Origin of the sequence: Vibrio sp. SBT000027, assembly GCF_963894355.1 — a bacterium.
Taxonomy (GTDB): domain Bacteria; phylum Pseudomonadota; class Gammaproteobacteria; order Enterobacterales; family Vibrionaceae; genus Vibrio; species Vibrio splendidus.
In genome coordinates this window covers 1,350,032-1,369,287 of sequence record NZ_CAWQGD010000001.1, presented here as the reverse complement: position 1 = coordinate 1,369,287, position 19,256 = coordinate 1,350,032, and the positions used below count along the sequence as shown (strand labels likewise).

Sequence of the window (19,256 nt, the reverse complement as noted above, 5' to 3'; positions counted from 1 at the left end):
TGTGGATGAGAGGTGTATGTTTATAAACTTAGTTTCATAGTGGTGATGTTGCAAGAAGATGGTGTAACAAGAGGAGAGGAGCAAGATGAAGTCATTGAATCGTTGGATGACAAGGGACTGGGATCGTTAGAAACAACGCGTTACGTAGGGCAAGTTAGGGACCTAACGGTCAATTCGAAAAGACCTTGTTGTATAAAACTCGGATTTTTAAGATACAGATACTGATGCAGATACAGAAAACAAGTGCCAGACGTAGAAAAGCCGTGGTAACTGCATAGAGTGACCACGGCTTTGGTATTACATCATGTACTTTCTAAACTGCTTGAATTACATGGTCTAGAAGGACTTATTTAGCTTGCGCTGCTGCCGCTTCTAGTTGCTTAAGTTTACCTTGAAGCATGTAAGCATTTTGGTTGAAGTTACCAGGGTTCAACACTTGGCTTTGCTGCATAGGGTAGTCAGGTAGCGTGTTCATGAACTCTTGTACTTTGCCGCCTACTGGTACGAATAACCACATGTTGTCTGCCATCCAGCGTAGGTACATGCCCGATTCGTGTGGTGCTTTTTCGAATGGGTCAGCACGTAGGTGAACAACTTGAGGCCAGTTTGGTTGGAAGCGAACCGCATCAACGATGTTACCGTCCATTACTGCGAACGAAATCTTGAAGTCATTCCAACGAACTGCGTTTAGCTCAGCGTTAGCAGAGAAGTAAAGCATGCTGTCACGAGGGCCTTTCTCTTCTTTGCCTTGGAAGTAAGGTAGGAAGTTGTAACCATCTAGGTGAACACGCCAGTTTTTACCGTTGTAAGTTGCACCTTTATCAGACGCAAGTTTCTCAACCACTTTATCATCACCAGCGGCTGCTAGTAGAGTAGGGATCCAGTCTTGGTGCCCCATGATATCGTTGATCTTAGTTCCCGGTTTGATAGTACCAGGCCAGCGAACTAGCTGAGGAACACGCATACCGCCTTCGTAAGTTGTACCTTTTTCACCGTGGAAGTAAGTAGCACCACCATCAGGCCAAGATACCGTTTCTGCACCGTTATCGGTCGAGTAGATAACGATTGTGTTGTCTGCGATTTTAAGCTCATCAAGCTTGTCTAAAAGGATACCCACTTGGTCATCGTGCTCTAACATGCCATCAGCGTAGATGCTGATACCCGATGCGCCTTGGTATTTTTCTTGTAGACGAGTCCACACGTGCATACGAGTGGTGTTGTGCCAAATGAAGAATGGTTTGTCAGCTTTTACTGCTTTTTCCATGAAGGCTAGAGATTCTTCTAGGAACTCTTCATCCGCATGCTCCATACGCTTACGTGTCATAGGGCCTGTATCTTCAATCTTACCGTCAGAAGTCGATTTGATTACACCACGAGGGCCAAAGTTCTTACGGAACTCAGGGTCTTTAGGGTAGTAGTATGTCTCTGGCTCTTCTTCCGCGTTTAGGTGGTACAGGTTACCGAAGAACTGGTCAAAACCGTGGTTCGTTGGAAGGTGTTTGTCTTGGTCACCCATGTGGTTCTTACCGAACTGAGCGGTCATGTAGCCCTGTTCTTTAAGAAGGTCTGCGATCGTTGGAGCCCAATCAGGGATACCGTGGTCCGAACCTGGCATGCCGATAGTCAATAGACCAGTACGGAAAGGTTCTTGACCGGTTAGGAATGCAGCACGACCAGCAGTACACGATTGTTGACCGTAGTGGTCAGTAAATAGTGCGCCTTCGTTAGCAATACGGTCGATGTTAGGTGTTTCGTAACCCATCATACCGTTGTTGTATGCACTGATGTTGAATACACCAATGTCATCACCCCAGATAGCAAGAATGTTTGGTTTTTCTGCTGCTGTTGCCGCTGAAGAAGCTGCTAATAAGCCAACACCTAATGCTAGTTTATTAATTTTAGTACCCATAAGGACTCCGATTCACTTTTAAGATTAATGCGTTAGAACAACACATCGATGAGCAAATGTTATTCCCAAAATTCCGTTCCGTCCTTTTATAGTGCTTATAACCAATCGTTATGATGCATGGTTAACTTGCTGATTAAATTGAATTTAGGCTGATGGTTACCAGAAACCCTTAGATAACATGTGTGATCCTTATCATGTTTGTCGCCGTAAACCTTATCGATAACTTCTGCACCTGTATCTGAATAAAAAATGACAAAAAGATTAATAGCTTAGCGAACCTCGCGCATGCTTAAAAAATGGACTATACGTTGTAGGGCAGGATGCAAATAACTTACGAAGAGGTTTCTATGACAGCGAAATATGGCGTTAAACGTCGTTTAGCGATTTTGGGTACGGCGATGATGGCGGCTTCCACCACCACATTCGCAGCTGAAAAACCAAATATTCTCGTGATTTGGGGGGATGATATTGGACAGTCTAATGTTAGCGCATACACCTTTGGTTTAATGGGTTACAAAACGCCTAATATTGATAGCATCGCCAAAGAAGGGATGATGTTTACCGATTATTACGCTGAACAATCGTGTACTGCGGGTCGCTCTACCTTTATTACGGGACAAAGTGTATTACGAACGGGTTTGAGTAAAGTAGGCTTGCCGGGCGCAGACATTGGCTTGCAAGCGGAAGACGCGACAATCGCAGAAATGCTGAAACCTATGGGTTACATGACAGGTCAATTTGGTAAAAACCACCTTGGCGACAAAGATGAATTCCTTCCAACAGCACACGGGTTTGACGAATTTTTTGGCAACCTTTACCACCTGAATGCTGAAGAAGAACCAGAGAATGAAGATTACCCAACCGATCCTGAGTTTCGTAAGAAGTTCGGTCCGCGTGGTGTCATTAAGTCATTCGCTGATGGCAAGATTGAAGATACGGGTCCACTGACGCGTAAGCGTATGGAAACGGTCGATGAAGAAACACTAGACGCGGCCCTTGATTTCATGGATCGCGCAGTGAAAGCGGACAAACCATTCTTCGTTTGGTGGAACGCAACACGTATGCACTTTAGAACGCACGTGAAAGCCGATAGTAAAGGTGTAACCGGTGTCGGTAACTACGCTGATGGTATGGTTGAGCACGATCGACACGTTGGGCAACTATTGAAGCAAGTGGATGAGTTGGGAATCAAAGACAACACCATCGTTTTCTACTCAACGGATAACGGCCCACACATGAACTCTTGGCCAGATGCGGGTACAACCCCGTTCCGTGGTGAGAAAAACACTAACTGGGAAGGCGCATACCGTGTACCAGCAATGGTCCGTTGGCCTGGTAAGATTGAACCAGGAACCGTATCCAATGAAATCATGCACCACATGGACTGGATGCCAACCTTCGTTGCCGCTGCTGGTGATGACCAAATCAAAGAGAAACTACTTAAAGGTCATACTGCTGGTGATAAAACGTTTAAGGTTCACTTAGATGGTTATAACTTCCTTCCTTACCTAACGGGTGAAGAAGAAAAAGGCCGTCGTTCAGAGATCTTCTACTTTACCGATGATGGCGATTTAGCGGCGCTTCGTTACAACCAATGGAAAGCGGTGTTCATGGAGCAACGTGCAACGGGTACCATGCAGATTTGGTCAGAACCGTTCGTGACGTTACGTCTTCCTAAGCTGTTTAACCTGCGTATGGACCCATACGAAAACGCAGACATTACTTCGAATACCTATTATGACTGGTTGTTAGACCATGCTTATATGTTCGTTCCTGCGCAAGCGTATGTAGGCGAGTTCTTAGAAACGTTTGCTGAATACCCACCACGCCAAAAAGCAGCAAGCTTTAGCTTGGATCAGGTTATGGAGAAACTTCAAGAGAACCATAATAAGTAAGCTTTGGTTTATTGAAACTGATAGCTTGATGAAACTGATAACACGAAAGAGCTCCTAGGAGCTCTTTTTTTTATGCGCATATCGATGAGTAAATCCCGGTCGTGAATATGAATCACAACTATCGTGCTCATTGCCACTAAATAATTGTATTTTAGTCGTTTTTACGTCTACCTTAGTAAGCATAAGGATGTATAAAAACAAGGAATGTTATGTCTGCATGGTTGTGCTCGCTAGTGAACGGATTGAAACACCAGAGAGTCGCAGTATTATCCGTAATCTTGTCTCCACTTATGTTGTCGCTGTTCAGTTTGAGCACCTATGCCAACGAGCAAGATCCTAATAGCAACACTGAGGCTTCAAAGCTCAGTTCTGTAGCTTCACACGCTAACTCTGATGTTTTACCTATCGGCTCTAAAGCCACCTATGTCGGATCGGAAGCTTGTGTTGATTGTCATAGTGAAGAAGTCGAAGCGTGGCAGGGCTCTCATCATGACATGGCGATGAAACACGCTGCAGATGAATCTGTATTAGGCGATTTCAACGATCAAACGGTCACTCATGGCGGTAAACCCAATCGATTTTTTCGCAAGGGTGAAGAGTTCTGGGTCAATATCGAAGGGCCTGACGGGCAATTAAAAGATTACAAAATCAGCTATACCTTTGCCTTTGAACCATTACAACAGTACATGGTTGAGTTTGAAGACGGTCGAGTACAGTTGATTCCTTTCGCTTGGGACTCTCGCACTGAGGGCGAAGGCGGTCAACGTTGGTTTAACCTCTACCCGGATACCACCAACACTGATGAATTCTACTGGACCAATAGCGGTCAAAACTGGAACTTTATGTGTGCTGATTGCCACTCTACGAACCTAGAGAAAAACTACGACAGCGCGAGTAATACCTACAACACCACATGGTCGGAGATTAATGTCGGTTGTGAAGCGTGTCATGGTCCTGCAAGCGAGCACGTTGAGCAGGCCCAGCTAGCAAAAGCTCAATTGACCAAAGATCAGTCAGCAAAAGCTAACGGCGGAAAGGATGCTCAAGTCTCGGCGCATTATGGCTTTGATCGCGACTTGTCGAAGTCGGTGAAAGAGTGGATCTACCAAGAGGGCAACTCAACCCTACAACCAAAAGACATCATCCATACCAATCAAGTTCAAACCTGTGCTCAATGCCACAGCCGACGTACTCAGTTGAATGAAACAGGCGACCACGTGAACGGGTCATTCTTTGATAAGTATCGCCTGAGCTTGATTACTCCTGAGCTTTACCATAACGATGGTCAAATCTACGATGAAGATTACGTTTACGGATCTTTCCTTCAATCAGTGATGGCTGAAAAAGGCGTCACATGTACTAACTGCCACGATCCCCATACCGCAGAATTAAAAATTGCAGAGGAAGCTGTATGTAGCCAATGTCACATTGCTTCTGAATACACGCCTGAAAAGCACACCTTCCACGAGGCGAATACCGAAGCTTCACAATGTACGACTTGTCACATGCCTGAGACGACTTACATGGAGGTCGACCCAAGACGCGACCACAGTTGGCATATCCCGCGTCCTGATATTAGCCAACACATTAAAACGCCGAACGTTTGTACTAGCTGTCATGAAGATCAAACCGACCAGTGGGCAGATAAGCAAATCGGTAAGTGGTTCCCAGATTCTAAGTATCGTAATCAGCAGCATTTTGCCGTTGCCTTTTATGCTGATTCAATAGGACACAGAGGTGCAGAGGATGCGTTGGCATACTCGGCTCAGGACTCCAGCTTAAGCAATATCATTCGTGCATCGAGCTTAGAACGTTTGGGCGGCAATACGGGTAAGAATACGCTTATCTCGCTAGCAAGAGCGGTGAAACATGATGATGAAATGATCCGTTTGGGCGTTGTGCAAGGCTCGTCTGGTTTCCCATTCACTGACCGTTGGCAAATTCTAGAGCCGCTAGTGAAAGACCCTGTATTGTCAATTCGTTCAGAAGCCGCAGGCGCATTAGTGCGTTATTGGGGAGAAATGAACCCTCTGCAGAAAGACCAAATCAAGCCTGCATTGGAAGAGTACATTGAAATACAGCAATTTAATGCCGATAGAGGATTTGGACGTACTAACCTAGGCAACGTTTACCGGGATTTAGGTCAGCACGACAAAGCGATTGAGTTTTATCTAGGCGCTATCGAGATTGAGCCTTATTTCGAAAATAGCTACGCCAATTTAGCGGATTTGTATCGAGCGCAAGGTAACGAAGCAAAAGCGTTGTCGACGTTGAAGCAAGGTATTGAAGCTCAGCCTAAATCGAGTGTATTGCCATACAGCACAGGGTTATCTCTGCTTCGCGTGAAAGATTACGAACAAGCAACGGACTACCTTAAACAAGCCGCTGAAACTGCGCAAACCGACCCACAATATTGGTATGTGTACGGATTGGCTTTGGAGAAATCTGATGTGCTTGCGGCAAGTCAATCACTGCACAAGGCTTACCAATTTAGCCGTAACCCACAGCACTTGTATGCCCAGTGTGAAGTGTTGGCGCGAAACAGCCATATACCGGGCGTACCAAAGGCGTTTGAGCAATGTATTTCATCACTGAGCAAAGTGGCACCGCCGGAGGCCATTAACCAATTGAGAGCTAAGTTTAAATAAAGCGATAAGATGAGCTTGGCTATTGTGCTTGCTGCTTATTCCGCTTGTAACTAATTATCGCGCTTATGAGCAATTATCACGTTTATAACTAATAGTTATGGGGCTTGTGAGTAGGATGTACGCAGCCAGATTGAATTAAGGGAAGACCTATGAACCATGCGCAACAAGCAATTAACCAACTGATTGAACAAACAGAGAAAAGTGTTATCGGTCAGAGCCACGTCGTTCGGGCTCTGGTGATAGGGTTATTGACTAATGGGCATGTGCTTTTAGAGGGACTTCCCGGTACAGCGAAAACTCGTTCAGTGAAATCGCTGGCGAACCTACTGAACACCAGTTTTGGTCGAATTCAGTTTACGCCTGACCTGCTGCCATCAGATGTAACCGGTACAGAAGTGTATCAAGAGCTTGATGGAAAGCCTCAGTTGCACTTTCAACCGGGTCCTATTTTCAACAGTATTGTTTTAGCCGATGAAGTGAACCGTGCTCCTGCAAAGGTACAAGCGGCTCTGCTTGAAGCCATGGCGGAAGGAACGATTACGGTGGGTGGTCAAACTCATATCCTACCTGATCTATTCATGGTGCTCGCTACGCAAAACCCAGTCGAGCAAGAAGGTACGTATCCACTGCCTGAAGCACAGATGGACCGTTTCATTATGAAAGTCACGGTCGACTATCCAGAAGATGAAGCTGAACGCGACATCATTCGACTTGTGCGCAGTGAGGAACTCGGTAGCGAGACGAGTTCGGAATTAGTCACGCCACAGCATATTGAACCTGAATTGGTGCTTGAAGCGCGCCGCCAACTTCCGGACATTGCCGTTTCCGATTTAGTTGAGAACTACATCGTGGCTTTGGTAATGGCTACACGAAAACCTGAGCGTTATCCAGAATCAGACTTATCGAAATGGATTGAAATTGGTTCAAGTCCTCGCGCTTCTATTTCATTGGATAAATGTGCTCGCGCTTATGCGTGGCTGCAAGGGCATGACCACGTCACGTTAGACGATGTGCGTGCCATGTTGCCAACCGTATTAGGCCACCGATTCTCGTTGTCTTACGATGCATTGGCCGATGGTGTTGACCATCAAAGAGTGGTTGAAGAACTGCTTGATAATGTTGAGATTGGATAACTAGGGGGCGTCATGGCGAAGCCAACACAAGCTCCCAAACCGCAAGGCCTTGATCCTCGACTGTACTGTGACTATTCAAGGTTAGTGCGAATTCAGGCTCAAGCTGAGTCGTTTTCTCTACTGCCTCATTTAAAAGCGGGTAGTGTGCTGTCGGGGCGACATAACTCTCTGTTCCGTGGCCGTGGTTTGAACTTCGAAGAATTACGTCATTACCAATTGGGTGATGATATCCGTAATCTCGATTGGAAAGTTACGATGCGAACGGGTAAGCCTCATGTTCGTAGCTATACCGAAGAGAAAGACCGTAATGTGATGATCTGTGTCGATCAGCGCAGTTCGATGTTTTTTGCTTCTCAAAACACCATGAAATCTGTTGTGGCTGCCGAAGTGGCGGCACTGTGTGGGTGGCGAGTGCTAAAAGATGGTGACCGTGTCGGCTTCGTTTTAGCCTCACACCAAAAGCTCTTTCATACCAAAGCGCAGCGTTCACAGTCTGATTTACTGGCTCAGTTAAAGCATCTTACCAAGGCTAATCAAAGCTTAGACGTGAGTGTGAGTGACAGCGAGGGTGTTGGTTTTAGCCAGTGGATTGAACTGATCAAGCGAATGAGACTCAAGCAATCAACCTTGATATTCATTAGTGACTGGCGAGACTGCCGAGAACAACATCTCGATCGACTAAAGCAGTTACAGCAACACAACGATATCTTGGCCATTATGGTCACCGACCCATTAGAACAGTCATTGCCTCAAGATCTTGCAAGCGCAAACTGGGTGGTGGGTGATGGTCGCTTTCAACTTAATCTGGATAGTCAATTTAAGGTAAACCTCGCGAGTGAAAGTCTTGCTCAGAAAGCGGCACTTCAGAAACAGTCCCTTGCTAAATTGATGGCGATGAAAAACCTCCCTTATATAGAATTAGACACGTCGGGCAATCACATATCACAGCTGCAGAAGCTAGTGGGAGGGCGCTAAATGGCTGTTGAACATACTCCTCCAAGTACCTATATCCTCCGCGAACTGCACGATGTAGCGATTCCTGACAGTGTGAGCTGGGCTCCTCAAACGATCGGCTGGAAGATCCTTGGCGTTATTCTGTTATTGGTCGCTATCTATCTGGCTTATCGTTTGGCGCAGAAATGGTGGAATAACCGTTATCGCAAAGAAGCGCTTCAAGAGCTCATGATATTGGATGCACGAGACAAAAATTCAACAGAACGAACCTTCAAAGTACTGAAAGTGGTACTTCGTTACCTAGACAGCAGTAATGCAAAGCTGTTTGGAAAAGCCTATGTAAACCGTCTGAACGATTATCTGCCTGTTAGCGCTAACACAAGTGAAAACAGCAATGCGTTCTTTGCCGATGAAATCTCAGAATTATGGATGCAGAGCTTAACTGACCCTAATGTGCGTTTGAGCTTTGAACAGCGTTTAGAGGTGATTCAAACCGCGATGATGTGGCTAAAACTTCACAAGCCGAATGTACAGGTAACGGTTGAGGGGCAAGACAATGTTTGATGTTTTATCTTCCAGCTTTGAATTTGCGCATCCGCTGTGGTTTATCGCGTTACCTCTGCCTTTGTTGGTCTACTTTGCAGTGCCAGCTTATCGAACCAAGCAAACGGCCATCAAGGTGCCATTTTTCAGTGAATTGGTTGAAGCGATTGGTGAAGCGCCGTCTGAAGGGGCAAGCCAGCTAACACCAAGCTGGTGGCAACGAACCACGTTGATTATTACTTGGGCATTAGTGGTGTGTGCGCTCGCTAAACCAACCATTCTTGGTGAGCCGCAAGTTCGCGAACAATTAGGTCGTGATGTGATGGTAGTGGTCGATTTATCTGGCTCAATGGCAGAACAAGACTTTACTTCTAAGCGGGGCGATAAAATATCTCGTTTGGACGCGACCAAAGAAGTGCTAGCCGATTTTGCGACTACCCGAAAAGGGGACCGACTCGGTTTGATTCTTTTTGGTGATGCAGCGTTTGTCCAAACACCGTTTACAGCTGACCAAGATGTGTGGCTTGAACTGCTTAATCAAACCGATGTCGCTATGGCAGGGCAAAGCACGCACTTAGGTGATGCAATTGGCTTGGCGATTAAGGTGTTTGAACAAAGCGAAAAGCAAAGTGTTGCCGTTCAAGATTCAAGTGTTGATGCCAACGAAAAAGAGAAGGTCGTGATCGTATTAACCGACGGTAATGATACGGGGAGCTTTGTTGAACCGATTGATGCAGCCAAAGTTGCGAAGGCGAAAGGCGTTCGTATTCACGTGATCGCCATGGGTGACCCACAAACCGTTGGTGAAGTGGCTTTGGATATGGCGACCATCAAGCGAGTGGCTCAAGAGTCTGGTGGCGAAGCCTTTGAGGCGCTTAACCGCGATGAATTGACCAAAGCCTACGCTCAAATCGGTGAACTAGAACCACAGTTATATGAAAGTACCACTTATCGTCCTAAACAGGGGCTGCACCATTACTTAATGGCGATTGTTGTTGTGATGTATCTGACTGCCTTTAGTCTGGCGACTTTGCGTAGAAGGTCGCTTTTGGCTTCTAAAACTAAAAAATTGAAAGGAGAGGATGATGCCTGATTCTCTCACTCTGCAACAGTTCTTTACCCAGTTTCATTTTATCCGACCTTTGTGGTTGTTGGCCTTTATTCCGATGTTCTTCCTGCTATGGGTTCGTTGGAGAGAAGAGACTAAACCAACGTGGAAAGACATTCTACCTGCACACTTACGTGATGCATTGACGATTGGCGAAACAGGCTGGCGTAAGCAGCTGCCATTGAAGCTATTGGTGGTGATTGTAACTATCGCCATCGTTATCTGTTCTGGCCCAACATGGCAGCGTGAGGCTTCGCCTTTTGGTGAAGACAAAGCGTCGATGTTGGTTGTGCTTGATAATAGTGAATCCATGCTCGCTAAAGACTTACCACCGAGTCGCTTGGAACGATCTAAGCAGAAAATTAGAGACTTATTGGCCGCTCGGAAAGGCGGTAATACGGGCTTAGTGGTTTACGCAGGCAGCGCACACGTCGCGATGCCCGTCACTCAAGACAGCAAGGTATTCGAACCGTTTCTAGCGGCTATCACTCCCGATATCATGCCGGTAACAGGTAAGTCAGCAGAAGAAGCACTGCCATTGATTAATCAGCAACTGTCTGGTGAGTTAGGCTCTTCTGTACTGTTGGTATCAGATGGTGTAAACCCAAGCACCATTAGGGCGTACGAGAGTTTCTTTAACGACAATCCGTATCAGTTGCTCATTCTAGCCGCAGGAAACAGTAATGTGGTGAGCGATAACCCAGTCGACCTAGATTCACTGCGTAACTTAGCGAGTAAGACGGGTGGACGAGTGGTTGAGGTGACCGTTGATGATTCGGATATCCAACAACTGAACAGAGCGGTTGAAAGAAACATGCAGCTCAACGGCGAATCTTCAATGCCTTGGAAAGACATGGGCTATGGACTGCTTATTCCAATGGCTTTCATTATGTTGCTATGGTTCAGAAAAGGGTGGTTGGTACAGTGGTGTGTCGTTGGTCTAGTGATTTCAGGCAGTATTTATTCACCAAACACTTTAGCGAAAACAGTCAACTTAACCGCTGAGAAACCCGTCGTGGTGGAGTCGGTTACGGCTTGGGACAAAACAGCTCAATGGTGGTGGGACTTATGGTTAACGCCCGACCAGCAAGGTCAACGCCTGTTGAATCAGAAAGAATACCTTGAAGCGGCAAAACATTTTACTGACCCAATGCGAAAAGGTGCGGCTTACTACTATGCTCGTGATTTTAAGCTCGCTCACAGTGCATTCCTACAAACCAAAACTGACCTTGGTTTATACAACGCGGCGAGCGCATTAGCCAGGCAGCGTGAATACCTTGCCGCGCGAGACCTTTTGAAATCATTAAGCGAGAAAGAGGATCTGTCACCAGAACTAAGAACGGATGTGGAGAACAATCTTGCTGTGCTTAGTGGGATTGTCGAAGAGGTAAACCGAACCAGTGAAAGTCAGTCCGGGACCACAGATGGCCCTGAAGAGTCTTTAGAACTCGAAGACGATCAGCCGCGAACGGGTGATGGCGCTGAAGAAGAAACGGTAGCGGAATTGATGCTCAAGGAAACGCTTAATGCCAATGAAATTTTGGGTAGCCAAGAGCTTGCCGATAAGTGGTTAAAACGAGTCGAAGCGGACCCTAAGTTCTTCTTAAAGTCCAAGTTCCAAATTCAATTAAGAGACCCTGCACCTTCCATCGAACAAGCGTCAAAACAGGAGCAAACCCAATGAGTCGATATCATTTAGCTCTTGAAGCCATTCAATCAAAGAGAGTGCGATTCAGAACCCATAAGTGGTTACTGTCGATGACTCTTATATTGAGTTGGTTTTCTCCTTTTGTTGCTTCTGCTGCCGATATCTTCGATCTCCAAAAAAGTGGTGACGTTGAGCTTATCGCTTGGGTAAGGGAAAAGCCAAAGTCAGGCGATAAGATAACGCCGACTAAAGTGAGCGTTAATGAGCAGGTAATTCTGAACATTGAGGTGGCGACGCCGCGTTGGTTAACGGGAGGGACTCGAATCGGCAGTATCGAAATCCCTAACGTGATCGCTAAGCAACGTAACCAACTCGCGACTAATTACACGGAACGGGTCAATGGCACTACATGGTCGCGTCAACGATGGGAAGTAACACTCTATCCGATGACTTCTGGCGAGTTTGTCATTCCAACCGTGCCGGTTCGCGTCCAAGTTTCTGCACCTGACGGCTCTAACGTTGGCGGCACGCTTTACACGCAGCCAATTAAGTTTGAAGCTTCGTTGCCTTCAGGTTTACTTGATAATGAATCGCCTTGGTTTTCTGCAACAGAAGTAGATACAGAGCAACAATGGCAACGCTCGAGTGAAAACTTAAAAGTAGGCGATGCCATTACTCGAACGGTAACCATCAAGGCCAAAGACAGTTTGTCTGTATTACTGCCGGATGTGTTGAACAATGAATCGACCCAGCAGTACCAAGCTTACCCGCAACCTAATCGTTTAGATGATACTCAAGATCGTGGTAACTACCGTTCCAGTCGAATTGAGGAGACGGTTTATGTTATTCAGCAGGGCGGTGAATTTACGTTGCCAGAGTTTTCATTTCAGTGGTGGGACAGCAAGAATCAACGCCTTGAAACCGTGGTGATAAAAGGGAATGTGTTTGAAGCTAAACACACAGTCCAATCTTTCATCAAGGCTTACATGTCAGTGTTTATTAGCGTTGGTCTGGCACTGTTGTTCAGTGTGGCGTGCTTTGTTTCTGTTAAACGTTATTACGAGAACCGCCCAACACCGAGTTGGTTGGTATTCCGTCGTTTGCTTAAGCAAGGTAATTGGGCTGCATTGAGAACCTTTATCTATCGTCAATTACGAAACGAAACCTCTCAGCTAGAACTGGATAAAGCGCAACTTGGTAAATTGGATAGACAAAAGCGTTGGCTAGAAGATAGTGAAGCGCTTCAACAAGGGCGTGAAGACAAAAACGTATTTACTCGTTTATGGAAAAGCTTACGTAAATTACCCAGTGATAAATCAAACTCAAGCAATTCTCGTTCAATTTTCGACCGCTTGAAAATCCCTAAAGCCTTGCCAGACTTAAAAGATAGAACTAAGTAGCAAACTTTAGTCATTCGCATCGAACAAAATCGGCAGGTTCTCTACTATAGGGAACCTGCTTCTTTAATATGGAACTGTATGAAAAGTACCGAACTCAATCTAATTCCTATATTTGTCGCTATTTATGAAGAGCAGAACTTATCTAGGGCTGCTAATCGCATGGATATAAGCCAGCCAGCTGTGAGCAAAGCGCTTGCAAGGTTGAGAGATATCTATGACGAGCCACTGTTTCATCGAACTACTTCTGGCGTAGAGCCAACCACATTCGCTATTGATATCTATCCTGCAATGGCTGCTGCGCTTAAAAACTTTACTTCTACCTTATCCGCATCAAGAGATTTTGACCCTAAAACCTCTGGCCGTGTGTTTTCAATTGCCTGCGTTTCCGCAGCGAGTTATGAAATGATGCCAAGAGTCATGCAGTTAATCAGTCAAGTCGCACCTGGTATCGCATTAGAAGTTCATCCTCTATTTACGGAAGATTACGAGTCTGATTTAAGGCTTCAAAGACATGATGTCATTATCGATATGACGCCAAGAGGAAGAACCATGCTCAAGCATGAGGTGATCTCTAAAGAGGAACTGGTGGTGGTGTGTCGTAAAGACCATCCCACGATTGGTGATACTATCGATATGGAACAGTTTTTATCACTTGATCATGTGGTTGTTTCAAGATGGCATGCACGTAGAAGCTTATTGAGTTCTGAACACTACAGTGACCTTGAAAAACGCAGAATAGTGTATCGAGCTGCTGGCGTTGTTGAGATGCTGCCTGTTATTGAGGGCTCTGATTATATTGGAGTGCTACCTATGTCATCGGTGCGTTGCTTTTCTGAAAAATATGACGTTAAAACTCTTCCTTTGCCATTCGAATTGGAAGACCTCGATATGTGTATGATTTGGCACCCCAGTCGCACTAACGAACCTAGCCACAAGTGGTTGCGCACTAAGCTCAAAGCGGCAGCAAAAGAGTTATCAAGTTAGCTTCTAAAGGGCATGGTCATAGAAAGTATTCGCGCGATTTTAAATGGAAAGAAAGCCAGTATCCTTGAGCTGAGGTAAGCGGCGTTTATTGCAAGGGAGCGGGATATTGACCTGCAAGTTAGAGTCATGTGGGACTCTTCAGATATGTTTCGCTTGGTGCTGCCCGAAGGCAGCCCTTGTTTGATCATAAATCAGTGAAGGAACTTAACTTACTGAATTATTTAATTTAAGTAACGAATATTAAGCCTCTTTTGGGCTCTGTTCTGAGTTAAGCAAGAAGTAGGACACCCAATCATCAATAGGCAAAGGTCGCGCGAAGAAATAGCCTTGAGCATATTTACAACCGATCTGGCGTAGAGTCGTTACATGATTCTGGGTTTCAAGGCCTTCTGCAATCACTGAGAAATCGAGTATTTGCGCGAGCTTGAGAACCGCGCAAGTAATCTCATAATCTACTTTTGACGAGTTAATATCTTCAATAAAGCTTCGATCTAATTTTACGCAATCGGCGGAAAGATTCTTCAACACCGACAACGAAGAATAACCCGTTCCAAAATCATCGATAGCGATCTTGTACCCCTTAGAATGAAGAACCTCGATGGTCCTTGAACAGGTCTCGAAATCTCGCATCATATCCCTTTCTGTGATTTCCAGAAGCAGCTGATGAGGCTGACAATCCGTTTCGTCGAGTATCACTTGTAATTGGTCCGCGAGATCGGTCATATAGAACATTCTCGCTGAGAAGTTGATGGAAAAAATCACGCCCTGTAGGTCCATTCCCGCGCGTTGCCATTCGGTAATCAGATTCGCTACTTTCTTAAATACCCATTTATCAATGTCGATAATGAGATCACTTTTTTCTGCAACCTCAAGGAAATCGACGGGCGGCAATAAGCCCAGTTTAGGGTGACGCCAACGTATTAGAGCCTCGGCACCAATGATGTCTTGTGAGTCTAAGTTGACTTTGGGTTGGAAGAAGACTTCAAGCTCGTCATTGGCAATGGCTTGATGAAGCCCCATGTTGGTTTCAATCAAGTCATTTACCTCGTGAGTCATTTTGTCCGCGTAGACGCGATATTGATCTCGGCCGTTTCGCTTTGCGTGATACATTGCTGTGTCCGCATTTCTGATTAGAGTTTCACGATCTAAACCATGAGTGGGGTACTCACACACACCAATACTCGCCGATACAAAGATAGAATTATCATCGATGTAATAAGGCTTTCTTAACGCTTGATTTAAGCGGTCTGCGATAGGTTCGCCTTCGTCTAACCCAATGTTTGAGTAAACAACCAAGAACTCGTCTCCGCCCATTCGGGCAACAAATCCTTTATCACCCACTAAGTTACTCAATATGTGCCCAACATTGACTAATAAGTTGTCACCTGGTGCATGCCCTAAAGAATCATTAATGGTCTTAAACTCGTCAATGTCGAGGTAGAAAAGCAAGAAAGAGGCGTTGTTCTCATAGGATTTCCTGATCTCTTCATCTAACTGTTTGGTTGCCAATAGTCGATTTGCCAAACTGGTCAGTGGATCGTGGTGGGCGAGGAAGTCGAAGTTCTTTTTTTCTTCCGTGAGGTCTAGGTATGCCTTAGATAGCCTTGAAGCCATATCGTTATAGGCTTTCTCTAAGTGAGACCATTCGTCACTTCGGCCCAAGTTAATTGGGTTTTTTAGGCTTCCAGACTCAAGACGATCGAAGCCATGTCTCAGTGCATTGAGTGGCTTTCGAATGTGGTGTCGAACAACGTGGTGAACCAATAACATCGACAATACGACGGCTGAAAAACTGATAATAATGGCGTTCATTCTTGATAAACCGATCTCTTTTTCAAGTTGGTCGGTTAATTCTAAGGCTTGGCTTTGTACGCGTGACTCGGTCTTTTCTACCATCTCCAACAGGTCGCTTTGAGCGACTAATAGTGAAGCCATCACCAGCCAACGCTGCTCCAGATTAGCTCTAATGCGCTTCAAAGCGGCGTTGTATCGTTTCACCGTTCGATTGATTCTTTTCTTCTCAGCAATAACCGCTGTCGTTTCGATATCAACGTTTTCTAAGTGGAGTAAGAATATATCGAGTTCTTTCTCGACCTCGATAAGCAGTACTTTCTCCGTTTCTGGCGTGATGCGACTGTGAATGTCTCCAACCATTTTTCCTGAAGTGAGAAACGACTCTCTCAACATGTTGATGAGATCTAATTCATTGTTATAACGAATGAAATTTGGTTGGTCTAAGTGCCTAAGCTTGCTGTCGGCTATCGCAAATTCGAGCTGATCAAGCTGTTCGGCTAAGGTGGCGTCGATCTGATTGGTCTGCTTTAGGATTCGATTCAATGCGAGCGAACTGCCTAAGAAACGATGGAAGTTATCGATAAAGGCATCAATTTTTTGCGAGAAACCTTCGTTAGTTGATAGGTCTCTGAGTCGTTGAAGCTGGAAATCCACATTGAATGCTTCTTCCGACAGTGTGGTTTCACTGAACAAAAAAGTCTGTTCAAGTAGCTTAACTCGAGAGGTGAGCGTGAATACGCGTCGGCTGATTTCAGAGTTAACAATCAAGTCTGATACGTGTGTCGAAGTTTCGTTTTTAAGCGTCGATTCGACGTAATACAGAGATCGAATCACCATGATGACAGCAAAGCTGACAATCAAAAGCGAAAGCAGGTTCGAAATAATGAGTCGTTGGGTGATGTTTATCTGAGGTAATTTCATTGTGGCTTCCAAATTTTCAGATACGCTTCACGGTAGCCATTTTTAGGGTCGTAGATGCCTTTGTCTGACTGGCTGATGAGTTCTTCAACATTATCGGGCGTGACGAGATGCACTGGGGCAGAGTAGCCACTTGGCGGCATGTGATTAAATGCTCGGTTGAGTTCGTCGACTATTTGCCAGCCTTGTAGATATAAGGGCTCAGGTACTGTTGCCAGTTGGAATTGACCGCTATTGATTCTTTTGTACGCGGCCTTGCTACCGTCACCCGCTGAGATATTTTGTGGTATCAACCGGTACTCCTCTAGGTTTGACTCCAAAGACGGGATAGCATAGTCAATGTACAGGTCGTTGATTGCCAGAAGATGAGTGACTTTCTCGCCGTACTTCTCATCTAGGTTCTTTAATGTCGCAGGCATTTGCTCGGCAATTTTATCGAGCGGTAAATAGTTAAGCTCAAGTACATCACAAGCGCTGCAACGCTTGATGGTATTAACCATCGCGTTGGCTTTGATCATCGCGATTTCATAGTTAGGGTCGGTGAACACCACGGTTCTCGCTCGACCGTTTGAGTTTACAATCGCGAGTAGCGCGGCCACTTCCGCGACATCGAGAGGGTCGGTGGTGATGTTGGTGTATAAACCTATTTCTGGATTACCACCGACAAGTTCAGTCGCGTGCCATCCAATGACAACGATTCCCAGATCTTCAGCTTGTTTCAAAATGGTTTTGTGTCGGACAGCGTCAATGCCGCCCAAAACAATGGCATCGGGTTCAAAACCAATCGCTTTCCTGATAGCTGCACCTTGGCGCACTTCTGAGCCTAATCCATCGATGAATCTAAGGTGCCAATTGATGTTAGAAATGGCTTCAGATATGCCTTTCCCAACGCCATAAACGCCACCATTACGTAAATCAGACGCGACAAAAATAACGTTCTTTTCATGGCGCACAGCAGGGCCTTGTGTGGGGCCATTCCACGTTCGCTGGTTGGAAACCGCACGCATCACTTTTTCTTCAGCATATTGGAAGAAATCGTCTTCATGATTACCCGCAAAACTCTGAGAGTAGCAAGTAATAGCGAGCAACAAACTCGCAAAATTTAATCTCTTATTCATATGGCTTATAAAATGCTTTAACTTATAATCGCTCTATATTTATAATAATGTTAATAAACATTCAAACATTTGGTAACAGTTATGCCGGGTCAAATTTGTAAAAACGTCTTGCTAACCCTACTGACAGCGTGTTTTTCCCTCCCTTTGTACGCCAAGTCTGACCGGATAAGGGTGGAGGCTGATGCTCAGAAACTCGAAAAATTTCAAGAGACTGTGAGTGGCGAACCGATTCTTTTGGCTCCAATGTCGGTAGAAAAACCGGTAAGAATTGCATTAATTTACCCAAGTGCAGATATTTCTGACTTTTGGACAAGAAATTACACAGCATTGAAGCAAAGGCTCGTCGCTTTGGAGTTACCATTTGAGATCAGCGAGTTCACCTCAAGGCAAATTGAGCACTCATTGCAGACCCAATACACCGAACAAGTGTTGAACTCTGAAACCCCTTACGACTTCGTTATTTTCGGCCCTTCTGAGCTGGGTATTCAAGCTGAGAATATTCAAAAACTGTCTGCTTCGACAGAGTTCAAAACCTTTATTTGGGCTTTTCACACGCCCAATGAACAATGGAAACATCAACCGGATAGCTGGTTCGATTTTTCAAGCGCGATGGGGGCCGATGTCCTGTGTGACCATGTGGTGAAAGAGCTCGGCAACGACGTAGAATTTTCTGCGAATCGTGGGATACCGGGAATAACCGATACTCAACGCTCGCAAGGTTTCATTGATTGCGTAGAAGAAAAAGGTGATTGGCTAACAGTGTATGAGCATTTTGGGCAATACCAGAAGATAGGCGGTGCCGATGGAATTCGTTTAGTGCTCGGTAATTTCCCTGAGGTGACCATGGTTCACAATGCCAATACTGCGATGACCATGGGAGCGGTGGATGCATTAAACAATGCCGACATGTTGTCTGAAATCTATGTGACGGGTTGGGGCGGTACAGCGAAAGAGATTGAAAAGATTCGTACGGATGAATTGGATGCGACTCCAATGAGAATGAGTGATGACCTTGGTGTGGCAACGGCCGAGGCGATCAAGTTTCATTTGGAAGAGCGTGAAGCAGAAGTCCCACTGGTTTATTTAGGCCGTATCACGGTTGTGCACAACAAGATGAATGATGACCAGTTGGATCAGCTGACCAGAGAAGCGTTTCGATATTCTGGTAAGAACTAGGTTAGATTCAACCTATCCTTTATCAATC

At 45.5% G+C, this 19,256-nt stretch carries 13 protein-coding genes and 1 pseudogene; 11 read left to right on the top strand and 3 right to left on the bottom strand.

The window, feature by feature from the left end:
- Window positions 1–346: 346 nt before the first annotated feature.
- Window positions 347–1,909 carry an arylsulfatase gene (locus tag AACU28_RS05745; RefSeq protein WP_004730480.1) on the bottom strand — a complete coding sequence of 521 codons (1,563 nt, stop codon included), beginning with the start codon at window positions 1,907–1,909 and terminating at the stop codon, window positions 347–349.
- Between the two features lie 347 nt (window positions 1,910–2,256).
- Here AACU28_RS05745 and AACU28_RS05740 point away from each other — a divergent pair, with 347 nt between their 5' ends.
- The 10 genes and pseudogenes from AACU28_RS05740 to AACU28_RS24555 form a co-directional block, all read left to right on the top strand.
- A complete protein-coding gene (locus AACU28_RS05740; RefSeq protein WP_004730481.1) occupies window positions 2,257–3,804 on the top strand; it encodes an arylsulfatase in 1,548 nt (515 codons plus the stop codon).
- Window positions 3,805–4,013: 209 nt separating this feature from the next.
- Complete coding sequence (locus tag AACU28_RS05735; protein WP_121602550.1) at window positions 4,014–6,452, top strand: tetratricopeptide repeat protein; 2,439 nt, start codon at window positions 4,014–4,016, stop codon at window positions 6,450–6,452.
- Between the two features lie 149 nt (window positions 6,453–6,601).
- On the top strand, window positions 6,602–7,585 hold the full coding sequence (locus tag AACU28_RS05730; RefSeq protein ID WP_121602549.1) for an AAA family ATPase: 984 nt from the start codon (window positions 6,602–6,604) through the stop codon (window positions 7,583–7,585).
- A gap of 12 nt (window positions 7,586–7,597) precedes the next feature.
- Window positions 7,598–8,560, top strand: a complete 963-nt coding sequence (locus tag AACU28_RS05725; RefSeq protein ID WP_017093378.1) for a DUF58 domain-containing protein — start codon at window positions 7,598–7,600, stop codon at window positions 8,558–8,560.
- Window positions 8,561–9,103, top strand: coding sequence for a DUF4381 domain-containing protein (locus AACU28_RS05720; RefSeq protein WP_121602548.1), 543 nt, complete (start codon window positions 8,561–8,563; stop codon window positions 9,101–9,103).
- Entirely contained in the window at window positions 9,096–10,175 is a 1,080-nt protein-coding gene (locus AACU28_RS05715) for a vWA domain-containing protein (protein ID WP_121602547.1), read from the top strand. Before AACU28_RS05720 ends, AACU28_RS05715 begins: the two co-directional genes overlap by 8 nt.
- Window positions 10,168–11,874 (top strand): vWA domain-containing protein, encoded by a 1,707-nt coding sequence (locus AACU28_RS05710; protein ID WP_121602546.1) that lies wholly within the window; start codon window positions 10,168–10,170, stop codon window positions 11,872–11,874. Before AACU28_RS05715 ends, AACU28_RS05710 begins: the two co-directional genes overlap by 8 nt.
- The gene (locus AACU28_RS05705) at window positions 11,871–13,238 is read left to right on the top strand and encodes a BatD family protein (protein ID WP_121602545.1); all 1,368 of its coding nucleotides are present in this window, start codon (window positions 11,871–11,873) and stop codon (window positions 13,236–13,238) included. The genes AACU28_RS05710 and AACU28_RS05705 overlap by 4 nt, the downstream gene beginning before the upstream one ends.
- 78 nt (window positions 13,239–13,316) lie before the next feature.
- Complete coding sequence (locus tag AACU28_RS05700; RefSeq protein WP_004730495.1) at window positions 13,317–14,222, top strand: LysR family transcriptional regulator; 906 nt, start codon at window positions 13,317–13,319, stop codon at window positions 14,220–14,222.
- 18 nt (window positions 14,223–14,240) lie between these two features.
- Window positions 14,241–14,381 (top strand): annotated as a pseudogene (locus AACU28_RS24555) (lipid kinase YegS); the annotation flags it as partial.
- 81 nt (window positions 14,382–14,462) lie between these two features.
- Here the strand turns inward: AACU28_RS24555 and AACU28_RS05695 are convergent.
- Both AACU28_RS05695 and AACU28_RS05690 read right to left on the bottom strand, forming a co-directional pair.
- A complete protein-coding gene (locus tag AACU28_RS05695) occupies window positions 14,463–16,937 on the bottom strand; it encodes an EAL domain-containing protein (protein ID WP_121602544.1) in 2,475 nt (824 codons plus the stop codon).
- On the bottom strand, window positions 16,934–18,052 hold the full coding sequence (locus AACU28_RS05690) for a substrate-binding domain-containing protein (RefSeq protein WP_102482602.1): 1,119 nt from the start codon (window positions 18,050–18,052) through the stop codon (window positions 16,934–16,936). Before AACU28_RS05690 ends, AACU28_RS05695 begins: the two co-directional genes overlap by 4 nt.
- Before the next feature lie 81 nt (window positions 18,053–18,133).
- On the opposite strand from AACU28_RS05690, the gene AACU28_RS05685 reads away from it, so the two are divergent.
- Entirely contained in the window at window positions 18,134–19,228 is a 1,095-nt protein-coding gene (locus AACU28_RS05685; protein WP_029221937.1) for a substrate-binding domain-containing protein, read from the top strand.
- The last annotated feature ends 28 nt before the right edge of the window (window positions 19,229–19,256 follow it).